General features: G+C 60.4%; 19 protein-coding genes. 17 read left to right on the plus strand and 2 right to left on the minus strand.

Translation table 11 applies throughout. The annotated features are described in order from the left end of the window. The first annotated feature begins 9 nt into the window (after positions 1–9). The 10 genes from AC13RM_RS13765 (at position 10) to AC13RM_RS13810 (ending at position 8,406) form a co-directional block, all read left to right on the plus strand. Positions 10–1,392 carry a pyruvate dehydrogenase complex E1 component subunit beta gene (locus tag AC13RM_RS13765; protein WP_488555187.1) on the plus strand — a complete coding sequence of 461 codons (1,383 nt, stop codon included), beginning with the start codon at positions 10–12 and terminating at the stop codon, positions 1,390–1,392. A gap of 15 nt (positions 1,393–1,407) precedes the next feature. Then, positions 1,408–2,781 carry a pyruvate dehydrogenase complex dihydrolipoamide acetyltransferase gene (locus AC13RM_RS13770; protein ID WP_488555188.1) on the plus strand — a complete coding sequence of 458 codons (1,374 nt, stop codon included), beginning with the start codon at positions 1,408–1,410 and terminating at the stop codon, positions 2,779–2,781. Between the two features lie 25 nt (positions 2,782–2,806). After that, positions 2,807–3,448 (plus strand): SGNH/GDSL hydrolase family protein, encoded by a 642-nt coding sequence (locus tag AC13RM_RS13775; protein WP_285172727.1) that lies wholly within the window; start codon positions 2,807–2,809, stop codon positions 3,446–3,448. A 52-nt stretch (positions 3,449–3,500) separates the two neighbouring features. Continuing rightward, entirely contained in the window at positions 3,501–4,946 is a 1,446-nt protein-coding gene (gene lpdA / locus AC13RM_RS13780) for a dihydrolipoyl dehydrogenase (RefSeq protein WP_075852526.1), read from the plus strand. Between the two features lie 55 nt (positions 4,947–5,001). Beyond that, complete coding sequence (locus tag AC13RM_RS13785) at positions 5,002–5,256, plus strand: GlsB/YeaQ/YmgE family stress response membrane protein (RefSeq protein WP_015339818.1); 255 nt, start codon at positions 5,002–5,004, stop codon at positions 5,254–5,256. Positions 5,257–5,326: 70 nt separating this feature from the next. Then, positions 5,327–5,575: a GlsB/YeaQ/YmgE family stress response membrane protein gene (locus AC13RM_RS13790; protein WP_015339819.1), complete on the plus strand. Its 249-nt coding sequence runs from the start codon at positions 5,327–5,329 to the stop codon at positions 5,573–5,575. Between the two features lie 36 nt (positions 5,576–5,611). After that, positions 5,612–6,583 (plus strand): lipoyl synthase, encoded by a 972-nt coding sequence (lipA, locus tag AC13RM_RS13795; RefSeq protein ID WP_095434823.1) that lies wholly within the window; start codon positions 5,612–5,614, stop codon positions 6,581–6,583. A gap of 154 nt (positions 6,584–6,737) precedes the next feature. Next, positions 6,738–7,331: a P-loop NTPase family protein gene (locus AC13RM_RS13800; RefSeq protein ID WP_440478231.1), complete on the plus strand. Its 594-nt coding sequence runs from the start codon at positions 6,738–6,740 to the stop codon at positions 7,329–7,331. 52 nt (positions 7,332–7,383) lie between these two features. After that, positions 7,384–7,950, plus strand: a complete 567-nt coding sequence (locus tag AC13RM_RS13805; RefSeq protein WP_374821696.1) for a P-loop NTPase family protein — start codon at positions 7,384–7,386, stop codon at positions 7,948–7,950. 9 nt (positions 7,951–7,959) lie between these two features. Then, positions 7,960–8,406, plus strand: a complete 447-nt coding sequence (locus AC13RM_RS13810; protein ID WP_488555189.1) for a type II toxin-antitoxin system RatA family toxin — start codon at positions 7,960–7,962, stop codon at positions 8,404–8,406. A gap of 12 nt (positions 8,407–8,418) precedes the next feature. Here the strand turns inward: AC13RM_RS13810 and AC13RM_RS13815 are convergent, their stop codons facing one another. Both AC13RM_RS13815 and AC13RM_RS13820 read right to left on the minus strand, forming a co-directional pair. Beyond that, entirely contained in the window at positions 8,419–8,913 is a 495-nt protein-coding gene (locus AC13RM_RS13815; RefSeq protein WP_488555190.1) for a CinA family protein, read from the minus strand. Next, on the minus strand, positions 8,913–10,133 hold the full coding sequence (locus AC13RM_RS13820; protein ID WP_488555191.1) for a bifunctional 2-C-methyl-D-erythritol 4-phosphate cytidylyltransferase/2-C-methyl-D-erythritol 2,4-cyclodiphosphate synthase: 1,221 nt from the start codon (positions 10,131–10,133) through the stop codon (positions 8,913–8,915). The genes AC13RM_RS13815 and AC13RM_RS13820 overlap by 1 nt, the downstream gene beginning before the upstream one ends. A 221-nt stretch (positions 10,134–10,354) precedes the next feature. On the opposite strand from AC13RM_RS13820, the gene dusB reads away from it, so the two are divergent. From dusB to hfq, 7 genes are all read left to right on the plus strand, one after another. Then, a complete protein-coding gene (gene dusB, locus AC13RM_RS13825; protein ID WP_488555192.1) occupies positions 10,355–11,383 on the plus strand; it encodes a tRNA dihydrouridine synthase DusB in 1,029 nt (342 codons plus the stop codon). Further along, positions 11,380–12,537 (plus strand): two-component system sensor histidine kinase NtrB, encoded by a 1,158-nt coding sequence (locus tag AC13RM_RS13830; protein ID WP_488555193.1) that lies wholly within the window; start codon positions 11,380–11,382, stop codon positions 12,535–12,537. The genes dusB and AC13RM_RS13830 overlap by 4 nt, the downstream gene beginning before the upstream one ends. After that, a complete protein-coding gene (gene ntrC, locus AC13RM_RS13835) occupies positions 12,534–13,985 on the plus strand; it encodes a nitrogen regulation protein NR(I) (RefSeq protein ID WP_092715497.1) in 1,452 nt (483 codons plus the stop codon). The genes AC13RM_RS13830 and ntrC overlap by 4 nt, the downstream gene beginning before the upstream one ends. 284 nt (positions 13,986–14,269) lie before the next feature. Beyond that, positions 14,270–16,543, plus strand: coding sequence for a sensor histidine kinase NtrY-like (locus AC13RM_RS13840; RefSeq protein ID WP_488555194.1), 2,274 nt, complete (start codon positions 14,270–14,272; stop codon positions 16,541–16,543). Further along, on the plus strand, positions 16,533–17,897 hold the full coding sequence (gene ntrX, locus AC13RM_RS13845; protein WP_015339830.1) for a nitrogen assimilation response regulator NtrX: 1,365 nt from the start codon (positions 16,533–16,535) through the stop codon (positions 17,895–17,897). The genes AC13RM_RS13840 and ntrX overlap by 11 nt, the downstream gene beginning before the upstream one ends. A gap of 49 nt (positions 17,898–17,946) precedes the next feature. Continuing rightward, positions 17,947–18,810 (plus strand): D-amino-acid transaminase, encoded by an 864-nt coding sequence (locus AC13RM_RS13850; protein WP_440478236.1) that lies wholly within the window; start codon positions 17,947–17,949, stop codon positions 18,808–18,810. A gap of 107 nt (positions 18,811–18,917) precedes the next feature. Next, the gene (hfq, locus tag AC13RM_RS13855) at positions 18,918–19,160 is read left to right on the plus strand and encodes an RNA chaperone Hfq (RefSeq protein ID WP_003539403.1); all 243 of its coding nucleotides are present in this window, start codon (positions 18,918–18,920) and stop codon (positions 19,158–19,160) included. Positions 19,161–19,176: the final 16 nt, after the last annotated feature.

The raw sequence follows: 19,176 nt of genomic DNA on the forward strand, positions 1-19,176 counted from the left end.
AGGGACATTATGCCCATCGATATTCTCATGCCCGCCCTTTCTCCGACGATGGAAGAGGGTACCCTTTCGAAATGGCTCAAGAAGGAAGGCGACAAGGTCGTTTCCGGTGACGTCATTGCCGAAATCGAAACCGACAAGGCCACCATGGAAGTGGAAGCCGTCGATGAAGGCACGATCGGCAAACTGCTGATCGACGCCGGCACCGAAGGCGTCAAGGTCAATACCAAGATCGCCATCCTCTTGCAGGACGGCGAATCCGCCGACGCCATTTCGTCCGCCAAGGCTGCCCCCGCTGCCGAGCCGGCAAAGACCGAAGCTCCTGCCGCCACTCCGGCGCCGGCTGCTGCACCGGTCCCGGCTCAGCCGAAGGCTGCCGCTCCTGCCGATCCGGAAATCCCGGCTGGCACGGAACTGGTGTCGATGACGGTACGCGAAGCACTGCGCGACGCCATGGCCGAAGAAATGCGCGCCAATCCGGACGTCTTCGTCATGGGTGAAGAAGTTGCCGAATATCAGGGTGCCTACAAGGTGACCCAGGGCCTGCTGCAGGAGTTCGGCGCACGTCGCGTCATCGACACACCGATCACCGAGCACGGCTTTGCCGGTATCGGCGTCGGCGCTGCAATGGCCGGCCTTCGCCCGATCGTCGAGTTCATGACCTTCAACTTCGCCATGCAGGCGATCGACCAGATCATCAACTCTGCTGCCAAGACTCTCTATATGTCCGGCGGCCAGATGGGCGCTCCAATCGTTTTCCGCGGCCCGAACGGTGCCGCGGCTCGCGTCGGTGCCCAGCACAGCCAGGACTACGCAGCCTGGTACAGCCACATTCCGGGCCTCAAGGTCGTCATGCCTTACACGGCAGCTGACGCCAAGGGTCTGCTCAAGGCTGCGATCCGCGATCCGAATCCGGTCATCTTCCTCGAAAACGAAATCCTCTACGGTCAGCACTTCGATGTGCCGAAGCTCGATAACTTCGTCCTGCCGATCGGCAAGGCCCGCATTCACCGTCCGGGCAAGGACGTCACGGTCGTCTCCTTCGGCATCGGCATGACCTATGCCACGAAGGCCGTCGCCGAGCTGGAATCCCAGGGCATCGATGTCGAACTCATCGACCTGCGCACCATCCGTCCGATGGATCTGCCGACGATCATCGAATCGGTCAAGAAGACCGGCCGCCTGGTCACTGTCGAGGAAGGCTATCCGCAGTCCTCCGTCGGCACGGAAATCGCCACCCGCGTTATGCAGCAGGCCTTCGATTATCTCGATGCGCCGATCCTGACGATCGCTGGCAAGGACGTACCCATGCCATACGCCGCCAACCTCGAAAAGCTGGCGCTTCCGAGCGTCGCTGAAGTGGTCGATGCGGTGAAGGCCGTTTGCTACAAGTAAGGGGAGGGCTCATCGATGCCTATCAACATCACCATGCCTGCCCTCTCGCCGACCATGGAAGAGGGCAACCTCGCCAAGTGGCTGGTCAAGGAAGGCGACAAGATCAAGTCCGGCGATGTCATCGCCGAGATCGAGACTGACAAGGCAACGATGGAAGTCGAGGCTGTGGATGAGGGCACGGTCGCCAAGATCGTCGTTCCCGCCGGCACCGAAGGCGTAAAGGTCAATGCCCTGATCGCCGTGATTGCGGCCGATGGCGAGGATATCGCTGCTGCAGCTTCCGGCGCTGGCGCCGCTGCTGCTCCTGCTGCAAAAGAAGCACCGAAAGCTGAAGCGGCTCCGGCTGCAGCACCTGCGGCAGCCCAGGCTCCGGCAAGCGTTTCGGCTCCTGCCGCAAACGCTCCGGCTCCCGCTGCATCGGCACCGGCGGTAAACGACGGTCAGCGTACCTTCGCTTCGCCGCTCGCACGGCGTCTTGCCAAGGAAGCTGGCATCGATGTGACTGCGGTTTCCGGTTCTGGCCCGCATGGCCGCGTGGTCAAGAAGGATATCGAAGCTGCAGTTTCCGGCGGCACCGCCAAGGCTGCCCCTGCAGCCGCACCGGCTGCACAGCCGGCTGCCGCTGCTGCTCCGGCCGCTGCGAAGGGCATGTCCGACGACGCCGTCCTCAAGCTGTTCGAGCAGGGTTCCTACGAGCTCGTGCCGCATGACGGCATGCGCAAGACGATCGCCAAGCGCCTGCAGGAATCCAAGCAGACGATCCCGCATTTCTATGTCTCGGTCGATTGCGAACTCGATGCGTTGCTGGCACTCCGCGCGCAGCTCAACGATTCCGCGCCGAAGTCGAAGGATGGCGTGCCGGCCTACAAGCTCTCGGTCAACGACATGGTCATCAAGGCCCTGGCGCTGGCATTGCGCGATGTTCCGGATGCCAATGTCTCCTGGACCGACAGCAATATGGTCAAGCACAAGCATGCCGATGTCGGCGTTGCCGTCTCCATTCCGGGCGGCCTGATCACGCCGATCATCCGCAGCGCCGAGCAGAAGACTCTCTCCACCATCTCCAACGAGATGAAGGACTACGGCAAGCGCGCCAAGGAGCGCAAGCTGAAGCCCGAGGAGTATCAGGGCGGTACGACTGCCGTGTCGAACATGGGCATGATGGGCGTCAAGAACTTCGCAGCCGTCGTCAATCCGCCGCATGCGACCATTCTGGCCGTCGGCGCTGGCGAACAGCGCGTCATCGTCAAGAAGGGCGAAATGGTGATTGCCAACGTGATGACCGTCACGCTGTCGACTGACCATCGTGCCGTCGACGGTGCGCTCGGTGCCGAGCTCCTGGCAGCCTTCAAGGGCTACATCGAAAATCCGATGGGGATGCTCGTCTGAGCCTTGTAGCGACACGGAGGCATGAATGACCAAGACTGTTCTGTGTTACGGCGACTCGCTGACGTGGGGCTACAGTGCCGAGACGGTCGGCCGTCATGCCTATGAAGATCGGTGGCCGAGCGTGTTGCAAAAGGCGCTCGGCGATCAGGTGCGCGTGATCCCGGAAGGATTGAACGGCCGCACGACCGCTTTCGACGATCATCTCGCCGATTGCGACCGCAACGGCGCGAGGATCCTGCCGACGATCCTGCAGTCTCACAATCCGCTTGATCTCGTCATCATCATGCTCGGCACCAACGACATGAAGCCCGTCGTTGCCGGTTCGGCCTTTGCCGCTCTGCAGGGCATCAGCCGCTTGGTCCAGCTGGTGCGCAACCATGCCTGGGGGTTCGACTACGAGGTGCCCGATATCCTTATCGTCGCCCCGCCGGCGATCACCGAGACGGCCAATGCCGCCTTTGCGGCCAGCTTTCTTGGTGCAGTCATGGAATCGAGCAAGCTGCCGACGCTCTACAGCGATCTGGCCGACGAGCTGGGCTGCGGCTTCTTCGATGCCAATACCGTCGCCGTCACCACGCCGCTCGATGGCGTTCATCTCGATGCGGAAAATACCCGGGCGCTCGGTCGCGGCCTCGAGCCGATCGTGCGGATGATGCTCGGTCTCTAATAGATTCAAGGCGCCGGCTTCGATCCGCCGTCAGCAATAAGGCAGGAAACACATGGCTGAGAATTACGACGTCATTATCATCGGCTCCGGCCCCGGCGGTTATGTCGCCGCCGTGCGTGCCGGCCAGCTTGGCCTGAAGACCGCGATCGTCGAACGCGAGCACCTGGGCGGTATCTGCCTCAACTGGGGCTGCATCCCCACCAAGGCGCTGCTCCGTTCAGCCGAAATCCTCGATCATTCCAACCATCTGAAGGATTACGGCCTCGTTCTAGAGGGCAAGGTGAGCGCGGACGTGAAGGCGGTTGTCGCCCGTTCGCGCGGTGTCTCCGCCCGCCTCAACCAAGGCGTCGGTTTCCTGATGAAGAAGAACAAGGTCGACGTGATTTGGGGCGAAGCCAAGATCACGAAGCCTGGCGAGATCGTCGTCGGCAAGTCGACAAAGCCTGTCGTCGAGCCGCAGCATCCGCTGCCGAAGAACGTCAAGGGCGAGGGCACCTATACCGCCAAGCACATCATCGTCGCGACCGGCGCCCGTCCGCGCGCTCTGCCCGGCATCGAGCCGGATGGCAAGCTGATCTGGACCTATTTCGAAGCGCTGAAGCCGGACTTCCTGCCGAAGTCGCTGCTCGTCATGGGCTCGGGCGCCATCGGTATCGAATTCGCAAGCTTTTATCGGTCGATGGGTGTCGATGTCACCGTCGTCGAAGTCATGCCGACGATCATGCCGGTCGAAGACGCCGAAATCTCCGGTATTGCCCGCAAGCAGCTGGAAAAGCGCGGCCTGAAGATCTTCACCAAGGCGAAGGTCACGAAGGTCGATAAGGCTGCCAACTCGATCACGGCCCACGTCGAAACCGAAGACGGCAAGGTGCAGCAGATCGTTGCCGATCGCATGATCTCGGCCGTCGGCGTGCAGGGCAATATCGAAAACCTCGGCCTCGAGGCGCTCGGCGTGAAGACCGACCGCGGCTGTGTCGTCATCGACGGCTACGGCAAGACCAATGTCCCCGGCATCTACGCCATCGGCGACGTCGCCGGCCCGCCGATGCTGGCGCACAAGGCCGAGCACGAAGGCGTAGTCTGCATCGAGAAGATTGCCGGCCTGCCGAACGTTCATCCGACCGACAAGAGCAAGGTGCCGGGCTGCACCTATTGCCAGCCGCAGGTTGCCTCCGTCGGCCTGACCGAAGCCAAGGCCAAGGAACTCGGCCGCGATATCCGCGTCGGCCGTTTCTCCTTCGTTGCCAACGGCAAGGCGATTGCGCTTGGCGAAGACCAGGGTCTCTGCAAGGTCATTTTTGACAAGAAGACGGGCGAGTTGCTCGGCGCGCACATGGTCGGCGCTGAAGTCACCGAACTCATCCAGGGCTTTGTCGTCGCCATGAACCTGGAGACGACGGAAGAAGAGCTGATGCATACGATCTTCCCGCATCCGACCGTTTCGGAAACGATGAAGGAAGCCGTGCTGGATGCCTATGGCCGGGTGCTGAACGCTTGATAATTTCCTGTCATGCCCTTTATCCAGGGGGTGGAAAACAGGAAAGGAAATCAACATGTCTATCACTGCGGAAGGTTGGATCGTCTTTCTTCTCATCGGGCTGGTCGCTGGTTTCCTTGCGAGCTTGATCGTTGGAGGCGGCGGGCTCATCGGTTGCCTGGTGAGTGGCGTGATCGGGGCCTTCGTGGGCGGTTTCCTGTTCCGTTATTTCGGGATATCGCTTGGCATTGAAAATGCGCTTGTCGTGGAGATCATTCATGCCACGGTCGGTGCGATCATTGTGGTGCTGTTGGCGAGATTGATCGTCTAGAGCATCATCGTTAAGACGCAACGCGACGCCCGGCAGAACTGTCCTGAAGGGCGTCCGAAACGAGGGTTTGATGGAAAGCGTAGGTTGGCTGGGTCTGATCATCATCGGCGGTCTTGCGGGCTGGCTCGCGGGGAAGCTGATGGACGCACGCTATGGGGTTATCCTGAACATCATCCTCGGCATTGCCGGCTCGGTCGTGGCTGCGGCGCTGATGGTGGCCCTGCATGTCGGCGTACCCGGCGGCCGGCTTGGCTTTTTCATCACCGGTTTCATCGGTGCATGCATTCTGATATTCCTCGCCAAATTCGCTCGGCGATGAAGGGCCGCATTTCAAGCGGCGGAAAGTAGACGTTCCATGGTCACCATTCTCGACACGATCAACCCGGACGCAAAGCGCGTGCGACATCCGGAAAAGGCGCATCGGCCGGATACGGAAGTTATGCGCAAGCCGGACTGGATCCGCGTGAAGGCGCCGACATCGAAAGGCTATGCCGAGACGCGCTCGATCGTGAAGGAGCACAAGCTTGTCACGGTCTGCGAGGAAGCCGGCTGCCCGAATATCGGCGAGTGCTGGGACAAGAAGCACGCCACCTTCATGATCATGGGCGAGATCTGCACGCGCGCCTGCGCCTTCTGTAACGTCGCGACCGGCAAGCCGAACGCTCTTGACATGGCCGAGCCCGAAAACGTCGCCAAAGCCGTCAAGCAGATGGGCCTCAGCCACGTCGTCATCACCTCGGTCGACCGCGACGACCTGGAGGATGGCGGCGCCGAGCATTTCGAGAAGGTGATCTGGGCGATCCGCGCCGCTTCGCCCTCGACCACGATCGAAATCCTGACGCCGGACTTCCTGAAGAAGCCGGGCGCCCTGGAGCGCGTCGTCGCCGCCAAGCCCGATGTCTTCAATCACAATCTGGAAACCGTGCCCGGCAATTATCTGACGGTTCGTCCCGGTGCCCGTTACTTCCACTCCGTCCGCCTGCTGCAGCGGGTCAAGGAACTGGACCCCACCATGTTCACCAAGTCGGGCATCATGGTCGGCCTCGGCGAGGAGCGCAACGAAGTGCTGCAGCTGATGGACGACCTGCGCACCGCCGATGTCGACTTTCTGACCATCGGCCAGTACCTGCAGCCGACGCGCAAGCATCACCAGGTGATGAGCTTCGTCACGCCGGAAGAGTTCAAGTCCTACGAAACCGTGGCTTACACCAAGGGCTTCCTGATGGTCGCCTCGAGCCCGCTGACGCGCTCGTCGCATCACGCCGGGGACGATTTCGAGCGTTTGCGCGCTGCTCGCGAAAAGAAGCTGCTGCTGGCCGCCGAATAAGCCAGCCGGACTGCATCTGCTTTCGAAAAAAAACCGCGGCGAATGCGTCGCGGTTTCTTCGTTCTGTCATTCATTTGTCATCGATGCGGCCTAGGGAACACGCCGCCGTTTGTCACCGGTATCGGCGTTTTCGATTCGACTATGGAGCTGGACCGTGGAGCAGATCGTCGCGCCGCAGGCGCTTTTCCATGCTGTCGGTATCGAAGAGGCAGCTGCGCTTATCGAAAAGGCCAACCGCATCCTCGTCATAGGCTGCTCCGGCGGCGGCAAATCGACCCTGTCGCAGCGGATAGCAGCCCGCTTTGGCCTTGCGTATGTCTCGATCGACCGCGACGTTTTATGGCTGCCGGGCTGGGTTCAGCGCGACAAAGCCGAGCAGTGCGCCATCATCGTCGCCAAGGTACAGGGTGAGCGATGGATCATGGATGGCACCAACCCTTCGACATTCGATGTGCGTCTGCCGCGCACGGATTTCGTCATATGGGTGCGGATGCCGCGCCTGCTGTGCATTTGGGGCGCCGTTTCTCGCTGGATCAGGTGGATGGGCCGCACGCGCCCGGAAATGGCGCCGGGCTGTATCGAGAAGGTCGATTGGGAATTCCTGCGGTTCATCTGGACATTCGAGGAGAAGTTTGCGCCGCGCGTCATGGCTGGCCTGGCTCAACACGGTCCCGATGTTCCCGTTCTGCAATTGACCAGCCGGCGGCAAATGCGCGACTTGCTCGATTTGCTCGCAAAACCTGCATAGGCGCTGCCAGACATTCAAATTATTGTGCTCATTCGGTTGCCGGAGATGACATATGCAGGAATTGAGCAGCATAGCTGAGGGTGCGGCCCATCTTAGGGCGGCCAATCGTATCCTTATCATGGGCTGTTCCGGCGGCGGCAAGTCGACATTGGCCCAGAAGATCGTTGCTTTTCTGGATTTGCCCTACGTCTCCATGGACCGGGAGTTTTTCTGGCTGCCGGGCTGGGTGAAGCGAGACAAGGTGGAGGAACGCGCGCTTATTGCGGCGAAGGTTGCCGAGGATCGCTGGCTGATAGATGGAACGGGACCATCCACCTTCGATCTCAGATTGCCGCGCACCGAGCTTGTGCTTTGGGTGCGCATGCCGCGCTGGGTTTGCATGTGGGGCGCTCTGTCGAGGGCGCTGCGATGGCTGGGGCGGTCGCGCCCCGATATGGCACCGGGGTGCCCCGAACGCATCGATTGGGAGTTTCTACGCTACATATGGGATTGGGAGCAGAAATTTGCGCCGAAAGTTCTGGCTGGGCTTGCTCAGCATGGTCCGGATGTCCCCGTTTTGCAGCTGAAATCCCGCGGCGAAATGCGTCAGCTCCTTGATCTTCTTGGCCGTCCTGCTTAATTGCGGCTCATGCCTCAGTTCGAAACTCATCGCCCCGTTCCGCATTCGCCCGACCAGATGTTCGACCTCGTCGCCGACGTGGAGCGCTATCCGGAATTCCTGCCGCTCTGCGACGCGCTTACGGTCCGCAGCCGCAAGGAGCGGGACGGTAAGACCTTGCTCGTTGCCGATATGACGGTCGGGTATAAGGCCATCCGCGAGACTTTCACGACACAGGTTCTGCTGAACAAGGCGGAGCGCGCGATCGACGTGAAATATATCGACGGACCGTTCAAGTATCTCGACAATCGCTGGCGTTTTGCGCCGCTGGAGAATGGTGGCTGCAGCATCGATTTCTTTATCGATTACGAATTCAAGAGCCGCATTCTCGGCGCTTTGATGGGATCGATGTTCGATCGGGCCTTCCGCATGTTCACCGATGCCTTCGAGACGCGCGCGAACAAAATCTATGCTTGAAGCCGTGCCCGGTCATTGAGCGAGCGCGACTAGCATCTCCAGCGCCGTATGCACCGTGGCGAGCCGAACCTTGTCGCGGCCGATGTCGCCATAGCGCATTTCACGATGGATGATCCCGCCGCTGCGGGCCCTGGCGGCGAGGTGGACGAGCCCGACCGGCTTTTTCGCTGAACCGCCGCCGGGGCCGGCAATGCCTGTAACCGCCACGGCGAAATCAGCCCGGGAGCGGAAGAGGGCGCCATGGACCATCTGCAGCGCCGTTTCCTTTGATACAGCGCCGAACTGCGCCAGCGTCTGCTCCTGAACGCCGAGCATCTCCATCTTGGCAGTGTTGGTGTAGGTGACGAAGCCGCGATCGACGACGGCGGATGAGTCGGGGATCTCCGTCAGCGCGCCGGCGATCAGCCCGCCGGTGCAGGATTCGGCCGTCGCGACCATCCAACCTCTAGCCGTAAAGTCGGTGACGATCTTTTGCGCAAGCGCGATAATCTCATCAGGAAAATGCATTATGCCTTGCCTCCGCGGTAGACGACGGTTGCCGTTGCGATGGCTGCAATGCCTTCGCGGCGGCCGACGAAGCCGATTTTCTCGTTCGTCGTCGCCTTAACCGAACAGCGGTCGATGCTGATGCCCAGGAATTCGGAAAGCCTGGCGCGCATGGTGTCGCGATGCGGCCCGACCTTCGGCGCCTCGGCGATCAGCGAGACATCGGCATTCATGATGGTGCCGCCGCGCTCGCGCACGATCTTTGCCGCATGCTCGATGAAGATGCGCGACGGCGCACCCTTCCATTGCGGATCGGAGGGCGGGAAATGGTCGCCGATATCACCGGCGCCACAAGTGGCGAGCAGCGCGTCCGTCAGGGCATGCAGGGCGACATCGGCGTCCGAATGCCCCTTCAGCTTCTGGTCGTGGGGAATGAAAACGCCGCAAAGGGTGACGCCATCGCCCGGCTCCAGCTGGTGGACGTCATAGCCGTTGCCGGTGCGCACATCAGGCAGCAGGCCGGCGCTGAGCTTTTCATCGGCCATGGCAATATCCCTTTTGATTGTCAGTTTTACGTTGTCGGCGCTGCCGATCACCAATGTCACCGGCAGGTTACACCATTCCGCAATCGCTGCATCGTCGGTGAAATCAATCTTGCCATCGGCTTCGGCCTTCTCATGCGCGGCGATAATATCAGCGAAGCGGAAGGATTGCGGTGTCTGCGCGGCGTGAAGGCCAGCACGGGATACGGTATCGACAACCCGGCCGTTTGCGTCTCCGCGTTTCAGCGTGTCTGTGACGGGTATAGCGGGCAGCACCGCTGGCGCGCCGTCTGTAAGCGCTGCGGCGACACGATCCAGCAGATCATGGTCGAAGAAGGGTCGGACAGCATCATGGATCATCACATGCGTGACGCCACTGTCTTTCAACGCGCGCAGTCCGGCAAGCACGGATTGCTGACGGGTTGCGCCACCGAAAGCGATCTCGACATCAGGCAGGCCGGCGATCTGTTGCAGTGCCGCACGCAGCAGCTTCTCATCATCGCGGTGGATAACGACGACGATTTTCGATGCCTGCGGCCATGTCACGAATTTTTCAAGCGTATGCGCAATAACCGCTCTGCCGCCGATCGCGCGATATTGCTTGGGGCCTTCCTCGGGAGAGCCCGCCCGTTCGCCGCGCCCGGCGGCAACGATCATGATTCCCACCGACAACGGTTGCTTTGGATGCATTTGCGTCATAAATCCCCGAAGATGAAAGGCTCCGTCTGCGGCATGGCTTTGAAAAGCGTAGAGCTTTCTTTTGAACAAGCACATGCTAAATAGATCGCCAAAACGGGATCCTGCTCAAGCAGGGTCTATCGCCTGAACTGAGTATTTTCCAGCATCTGCCCAAAAAATATCGGGATTCTTCGAAACCCCTTGGCAAACTTTCAAAGCGTGTCTAAAAATAGTGCAGATGTATGGTGTGCCCGAAAGATAATCATTTGCTTTCTTCCAAGCTTGCAGCTCCCTTTTCCATAGGTTCCGTATCCGTCCGAAATCGCGTGATCCTTGCGCCGATGTCGGGCGTGACCGATCTGCCTTTCCGGCAGCTCGCTCTACGCTATGGGGCCGGCTTGGTCGTCACAGAGATGGTCGCAAGCCGCGAGCTTGTTCAGGATACGACCGAATCGTGGGCGCGTCTGAGAAGCGCAGGGCTTAAGCCGCATATGGTGCAGCTCGCCGGCCGCGAGGCGCATTGGATGGCCGAAGCGGCAAAAATCGCCGCGGACAACGGTGCTGATATCATCGATATCAACATGGGATGTCCCGCCAAGAAGGTGATCGGCGGTTATTCCGGCTCGGCACTGATGCGCGATCCGGATCATGCGCTGACGTTGATCGAAGCGACGGTCGGCGCAGTGAACATTCCCGTCACGCTGAAGATGCGGCTGGGCTGGGACGAGAATTCCATCAATGCGCCTCATATCGCGCGCCGGGCTGAAGAGGCCGGCATCCAGCTCGTCACCATTCACGGTCGTACGCGCATGCAATTCTATGAGGGCAGGGCGGATTGGGATGCTATCCGCGCCGTGCGTGATGTCGTCTCCATTCCGCTTGTGGCGAATGGCGATGTCGAAACGGCTGAGGACGCCGAGGAAATCTTGCGTCGCTCCGGTGCTGATGCAGTCATGATCGGTCGGGGCTGCCAGGGCCGTCCCTGGCATGCGGGCGTACTGGCCGGTCATTGCGAGCCCAGCCGCCAGGAGATCGTCGATATCGCGCTTGAACACTATCGCATGATGCTGGAGTTCTATGGCGAAGCGGTCGGCATTCGCCACGCCCGCAAGCATCTCGCCTGGTATCTCGACCGCTACGCGTCGGCAACGACAGGTGCTGACAAGGCGAAAATCATGACGTCGAAAGAGAGCGGTGAGGTGGTTGTATCCTTCCGTGCCGCGCTGCAGGCAGGTTTTGATCTCGCCCACTGCGTCCAGGAGGCTGCATGACTTCGAAATCCAGCTCCGGCGCCGGTGATAACCCGGCTAACTCCGTCGCCATGGCCGTTCTCAACGCGATCCAGAACCCCGTCGTCATGGTCGATGAGGCCGGCCTTATCGCTTTCGCCAATTGGGAGGCGGAAGCCTTCTTCGGCGCCAGCGCATCGCACCTGTCGCGCTACAAGATCTCTACCTTCATACCGTTCGGTAGCCCATTGCTGGCACTGATCGACCAGGTGCGCGAACGCCGTGCGCCCGTCAACGAATACCGTGTCGATCTCAGCTCGCCGCGCCTGGGACAGGACAAGCTGGTGGATATCTATGTCGCGCCGGTTTCCAGCACGCCCGGTTCGGTCGTGGTGGTGTTCCAGGAGCGCTCCATGGCCGACAAGATCGACCGGCAGCTGACGCATCGCGCTGCTGCCCGTTCAGTCACCGGCCTTGCCTCCATGCTGGCGCATGAGATCAAGAACCCGCTGTCGGGCATTCGTGGTGCCGCACAGCTGCTGGAGCAATCCGTTGAGGACGACGATCGCGCACTGACGCGCCTCATCTGTGACGAGACCGACCGCATCGTCTCGCTGGTCGACCGCATGGAGGTTTTCTCCGACGAGCGGCCCGTCGATCGTGTTCCCGTCAACATCCATTCCGTGCTCGATCATGTGAAGGCGGTCGCCAAGGCCGGCTTTGCGCGAAACATTAAGATCTCAGAGAATTACGACCCCTCGCTGCCGGCGGTTTTCGCAAACCGGGATCAGCTCGTGCAGGTTTTCCTCAATCTGGTGAAGAACGCCGCTGAAGCGGTCGGCGACCGTCAGGACGGCGAAATCATGCTGACGACGGCCTATCGTCCCGGCATTAGGCTTTCCGTAGCCGGCACGCGCGAAAAGATCTCCTTGCCGCTGGAATTCTGCGTCATCGACAATGGCCCGGGTGTCCCGGCCGATCTCGTGCCGCATCTCTTCGATCCGTTCATCACGACCAAGACGAACGGAACCGGCCTCGGCCTTGCGCTGGTCGCCAAGATCATCGGTGACCACGGCGGCATCGTCGAATGCGACAGCCAGAACCATCGCACCACTTTCCGTGTTTTGATGCCTGCCTCCAAGGGCATCACCTCAGAAGATGCCCCACTTCCGAACTCTACAGGGACTACTCGATGACAGCCACGATCCTTGTCGCCGATGACGACGCGGCCATCCGCACCGTGCTCAACCAGGCTTTGAGCCGCGCCGGTTACGACGTGCGTATCACGTCAAACGCCGCTACGCTCTGGCGTTGGGTCTCCGCCGGCGAAGGCGACCTCGTTGTAACCGACGTCGTCATGCCGGATGAAAACGCATTCGATCTGTTGCCGCGCATCAAAAAGGCGAGGCCGGATCTGCCTGTTCTGGTCATGAGTGCGCAGAACACTTTCATGACGGCGATCAAGGCATCGGAGAAGGGCGCCTATGACTATCTTCCGAAACCCTTCGACCTGACCGAGCTGATCGCGATCGTCGGCCGCGCGCTGTCGGAGCCGAAGCGTAAGCCGGCAAAAATCGATGACGACATGCAGGACGGTATGCCGCTCGTCGGCCGATCCGCCGCGATGCAGGAAATCTACCGCGTGCTTGCGCGTCTGATGCAGACGGACTTGACGCTGATGATCACCGGTGAATCCGGTACCGGCAAGGAGCTGGTGGCCCGCGCTCTGCATGATTACGGTAAGCGCCGCAACGGTCCCTTCGTGGCCATCAACATGGCGGCCATCCCGCGCGACCTGATCGAATCCGAACTGTTCGGCCATGAGAAGGGCGCCTTCACCGGCGCGCAGACCCGCTCGACCGGACGTTTCGAGCAGGCCGAAGGCGGCACGCTGTTCCTCGACGAAATTGGCGATATGCCGATGGATGCGCAGACGCGCCTGCTGCGCGTGCTGCAGCAGGGCGAATACACCACCGTCGGCGGTCGCACCCCGATCCGCACCGATGTCCGCATCGTCGCCGCCACCAACAAGGATCTGAAGCAGGCCATCAATCAGGGCCTGTTCCGCGAGGATCTCTATTACCGCCTCAACGTCGTGCCGCTCCGCCTGCCACCGCTGCGCGATCGCGCCGAGGATATTCCCGATCTGGTGCGTCATTTCATCCAGCAGGCTGAAAAAGAGGGGCTGGGTTCCAAGCGTTTCGACCAGGAAGCGCTCGAGCTGATGAAGGCCTATCCATGGCCAGGTAACGTCCGCGAGCTCGAAAATCTCATCCGCCGCCTTATGGCGCTCTATCCGCAGGATGTCATTACCAAGGAGATCATCGACGCGGAATTGCGCGCCGATGTGCCTGACAGCCCGATCGAGAAAGGCCCGGTTCGCACCGGTACGATGACCATCGCCCAGGCGGTGGAAGAGAATATGCGGACCTATTTTGCCGGTTTCGGCGAAAATCTGCCGCCGCCAGGCCTCTACGATCGCGTGTTGACCGAAATGGAATACCCGTTGATTCTCGCCGCACTGACTGCCACACGCGGCAATCAGATCAAGGCGGCCGATCTTTTGGGCCTAAATCGTAATACGCTGCGCAAAAAGATCAGAGAACTGGGTGTTTCGGTTTACAGAAGCTCCCGTACGGCTTGACAATGTAATCCGATGCGTTGCATTTTCGCCACAATGCGTTGCTTAAAGGTCACGCAGCAGATTCGTCGTTTTTGCGGTGGCGATTCATCTGGCCCACTCTCTTCAGAACGAGAGTTCGTCTGATTTTTCAAGCTGTTGCAAAAGTGACGTAAAGTAAAGGTTTCGCTTCTATGCGAAACCGGACGACAGTTCCCGCCTCTGCCTGTCGCTCGCACCGATGCCCATAGTGGCCGTGCGATTCGACCAGGGCGCCGACCGTCGCTCGGGCGTGGAGATTGATGGGAATGATGCAGGACGCGGTGTCGCCGGCGGCGAGCGACGAGACGGTTGTCAAGGTGACGGACCGTCGTGCTTCCTTTGCCCTACCTGGTCTGATCCTGGCCGGCGGCGCTCTGCTGTGCGCCATCGCGACCCTGCTGATGCTTCTCGGGCTGACGCCAGTCGCCCCGACATCCTCGGTCGTTTTCACCTCGGTCGTTATCAATGGACTTTTCGTCCTGGGGCTGATTGCTCTTATTGCCCGTGAGGTGGCGCGGCTGATGAAGGCGCGCAGCCGTGGCCGCGCGGCAGCCCGCCTGCATATCCGCATTGTCGTTCTATTCTCGATCGTCGCGATCACGCCAGCCATTCTCGTCGCCATCGTTGCCAGCCTGACGCTCAATGTTGGCCTGGATCGCTGGTTCGGCGTGCGAACGCAGCAGATCATCAGCTCCTCGCAGAACGTCGCGCAAGCCTATCTGATGGAGAATGCGAGCTATCTGCAGGGTCAGACCGTGTCGATGGCCAACGATCTGGAGCGCAACCGTTCGCTCTTCAATCTCGATCGCACCGGCTTTGCCGACTTGATGACCCGTCAGGCACGCGGGCGCGGCTTGCTGGGTGCATTTCTCGTGCGCCGCGACGGCAGCGCCATTGTCCAAGCCGAGATCAAGACCGAACGCCCGCTGCCGGCCATTCCAAAAGACGCGCTTGATTCTTCGGCCAACGGGCAACCGACTCTCATTCCGCCTGGCGTAACCAATCTTGTCGGCGCGGTCATCAAGCTCGATGAAATACCCGGCGCGTTCCTCTACACCGTTCGCGCGGTCGATCCGCGCGTCATGAATGCTATGCGGATGGTGGAGGACAACACCGTCGAGTACAAGGCGATGGAGGAAGGGCGCATGTCGCTTCAGATCGCCTTTGCCGTTCTCTATATCGGCTTTGCTCTGATCGTGCTTTTGGCGGCAATCTGGACCGCTATCGCGATCGCTGATCGCATCGTCAGGCCCATCCGTCTCCTCATCAGTGCTGCGGATAACGTTGCTTCGGGGAACATGAACGTGCTGGTGCCGGTACGCTCGGCTGACGGCGACGTCGGCAGCCTGTCGCGCACCTTCAACAAGATGATCTCGGAAATTCGCACGCAGCGCGATGAAATCCTTGAAGCGAAGGACGAGGTCGATGACCGCCGCCGCTTCATCGAAGCCGTGCTTTCGGGTGTGACGGCGGCCGTGATCGGTGTCGAGCACGATCGGCGCATCACCATCGTCAACACCTCGGCCGAAGACCTGCTGACGCTCAAGAGTGACGAGCTCATCGGCAAGAATCTGTCCGATATTTCGCCAGAGGTCGACCAAGTCGTGACGGAAGCGACGACGCGCCATCGCAGCGATTTCCGCAAACAGATCAGCCTTGTTCGCGGCGGAACGGTACGCACGCTCAGCGTTCAGGTAACGCGCGAGGAATCGCGCGACGCCAATGAATCCTATGTGATCACGCTAGACGATATCACCGATCTGGTCATTGCGCAGCGCTCGACCGCCTGGGCCGACGTTGCACGCCGTATCGCGCATGAGATCAAGAACCCACTGACGCCGATCCAGCTTTCCGCTGAGCGCATCCGCCGCCGTTTCGGCAAGAATATCGCCGATGCCGACCGTCCTGTCTTCGACCAGTGCACGGATACGATCATCCGGCAGGTAGGCGATATCGGCCGCATGGTCGACGAGTTCTCCTCCTTCGCCCGCATGCCTAAGCCGACCATGGAGCCAACCGATCTGCGCGATATTCTGCGCGACGCCGTGTTCCTGCGCGAAATGGGCAATACACATGTCCAGTTCGAACGTGAACTGGGCGACGAGCGGCTCGAGGGCATGTTCGATGCGCGAATGCTCGGCCAGGCCTTCGGCAATCTCATCAAGAATGCCGTCGAGGCAATCGAAGGCGTACCGAGCGACCAAGCTCGCGAACAGCCAAAGATCCTCGTCCGCTCGTCGCTCGATCCGGATCGCGATCGCTTCACTGTCGACGTCATTGACAATGGCCGCGGTCTGCCAGTCGAGAACCGGCACAGCATTCTCGAACCGTACATGACGATGCGCGAGAAGGGCACGGGCCTTGGCCTCGCCATCGTCAAGAAGATCATTGAAGACCATGGCGGGCAGATCGAACTCCACGACGCGCCCGCCGATTTCGACCAGGGCAGGGGGGCCATGATCCGCGTGCATCTGCCGCGCCGTGAGCAAGCCGCCGTCGCCCATACGGAAAATGACAAGGAAAGCGTCTATGGCATCTGATATTCTCGTAGTCGACGACGAGGAAGACATTCGCGAAATCGTTTCGGGAATTCTTTCGGATGAGGGGCACGAAACCCGCACCGCGCATGACAGCGACAGCGCGCTCGCCGCGATTTCCGATCGTGCGCCGCGGCTGATCTTTCTCGATATCTGGATGCAGGGCAGCAAGCTCGACGGTCTTGCGCTGCTTGACGAGATCAAGGCGCGCCATCCGGAGCTGCCCGTGGTTATGATTTCGGGTCATGGCAATATCGAAACGGCTGTCTCCGCCATCAAGCGTGGTGCTTTCGATTTCATCGAAAAGCCGTTCAAGGCCGATCGCCTCATCCTGATCGCCGAGCGCGCATTGGAAAATTCCAAGCTGAAGCGCGAAGTCTCGGAGCTGAAGCGCCGCACCGGCGACGCCGTGGAATTGATCGGCACGTCGGTTGCCGTTTCGCAGCTGCGCCAGACGATCGACAAGGTATCGCCGACCAACAGCCGTATCATGATCTTCGGTCCGTCGGGCTCCGGCAAGGAGCTCGTGGCCCGGATGATCCACAAGAAGTCGACCCGCGCCAATGGCCCCTTCGTGGCGCTGAACGCCGCCACAATCACGCCGGAGCGCATGGAAATCGCCCTGTTCGGCACCGAAGGCTCGCCGGGGCAGGCGCGCAAGATCGGTGCCCTGGAAGAGGCCCATCGCGGCATCCTCTATCTCGACGAAGTCGGTGAAATGCCGCGCGAGACGCAGAACAAGATCCTGCGCGTGCTCGTCGATCAGCAGTTCGAGCGCGTCGGCGGTTCCAAGCGCGTCAAGGTGGATGTGCGTATCATCTCGTCCACGGCCTATAATCTCGAGAGCCGCATTGCAGAGGGCCTTTTCCGCGAGGATCTCTATCACCGTCTCGCTGTCGTGCCTGTACGCGTCCCGGCTCTTGCCGAGCGCCGGGAGGATATTCCCTTTCTCGTGGATCAGCTGATGCGCCAGATTTCGGAGCAGGCGGGCATCCGGCCGCGCCGCATCGGTGACGACGCCATGGCGGTGCTGCAGGCGCATGACTGGCCCGGCAATATCCGCCAGCTGCGCAACAATATCGAGCGGTTGATGATCCTGGCACGCTCTGACGGCGCAGAAACGCCGATCACGGCGGAAATGCTGCCGACCGACCTCGGCGATATGCTGCCAAAGGTCTCCGCCAAGAACGATTATCACATCATGACATTGCCGCTGCGCGAAGCGCGCGAAATGTTCGAGCGCGATTATCTCATCGCTCAGATCAACCGTTTCGGCGGCAATATCTCGCGCACGGCGGAATTTGTAGGCATGGAGCGTTCGGCGCTGCACCGCAAGCTGAAGTCGTTGGGCGTCTGACCGGCCGCCCGACATTTCGAACATCTCAGAATTCGGATCAGGGGCTTTCATGCCGAGAATAGCTTACGTCAACGGCCGCTACGTCAAGCACAGCGACGCCATGGTGCATATCGAGGATCGCGGCTATCAATTCGCCGATGGCGTCTACGAGGTGTGCGAGGTTCGCCATGGCGTGATCGTCGACCTGACGCGCCATCTCGATCGACTCAACCGTTCGCTGGGCGAGCTGCGCATCGCCTGGCCGATGACGCGCCAGGCATTGGTGCTGGTGATTCGCGAGACCTTGCGCCGCAATCACGTCCGCAACGGTCTGTTCTACCTGCAGGTTACTCGCGGCGTCGCCCGGCGCGATCACGTCTTTCCGCCTGATGGCACGCCGTCCTCGATCGTCGTCACCGCCAAGAGCACCGATCAGTCCGTGATTGCCAAGAAGAATGCCAATGGCATCAAGGCGATCACCGTCCGCGACAATCGCTGGGATCGGGTGGATATCAAGTCGGTCGGCCTGCTTCCGAACGCCATGGCCCGCCAGCAGGCCAAGGAAGCCGGCGCGCAGGAGGCGATCTATATCGATCACAACGGCATGGTGAAGGAAGGCGCGGCGACCAACGTCTGGATCGTCGATCACGACGGGAATCTCGTCACCCGCCCGGCCGAACACGGCATCCTGCGCGGCATCACCCGCACGACGCTGATGGACGTTGCAGCCAAGCTCGATGTGACGATCGTCGAGCGATTCTTCTCGGTCGAAGAGATGATGAAGGCCCGCGAAGTCTTCATCACGGCGGCGACAAGTATCTGTTTTCCGGTCGTTTCTATCGATGGATTGACGATAGCGAACGGTCATCCAGGCAGCATGTCACAGAAAATTCGTGAAGCCTTTTTCGACGTTGCGGAAAAGACTGCGATTTGATACCAACATTCGCTGGGGGGAGAGAATGAGGGTATCTCCCGTCCGGGACCTCTGTATACCATGACATTCAACCGGCTCAGGCCGGCAAAAAAGAAAGAAGCGGCGCGATGGCGGAACGTTCTCAGAACTTGCAGGACTTGTTTCTCAATACTGTTCGCAAGCAAAAGATTTCACTCACAATTTTCTTGATTAACGGCGTGAAGCTCACAGGTGTCGTAACCTCATTCGACAATTTCTGCGTCCTGCTCCGCCGCGATGGCCATTCGCAGCTCGTCTACAAGCATGCGATCTCGACGATCATGCCGGGTCAGCCGATGCAGATGTTCGAGAGCGAAGAAGCCGCATCCTAACCGGGACTTGCCGTTA

Source organism: Martinezella sp. CNPSo 3732, from assembly GCF_057784515.1.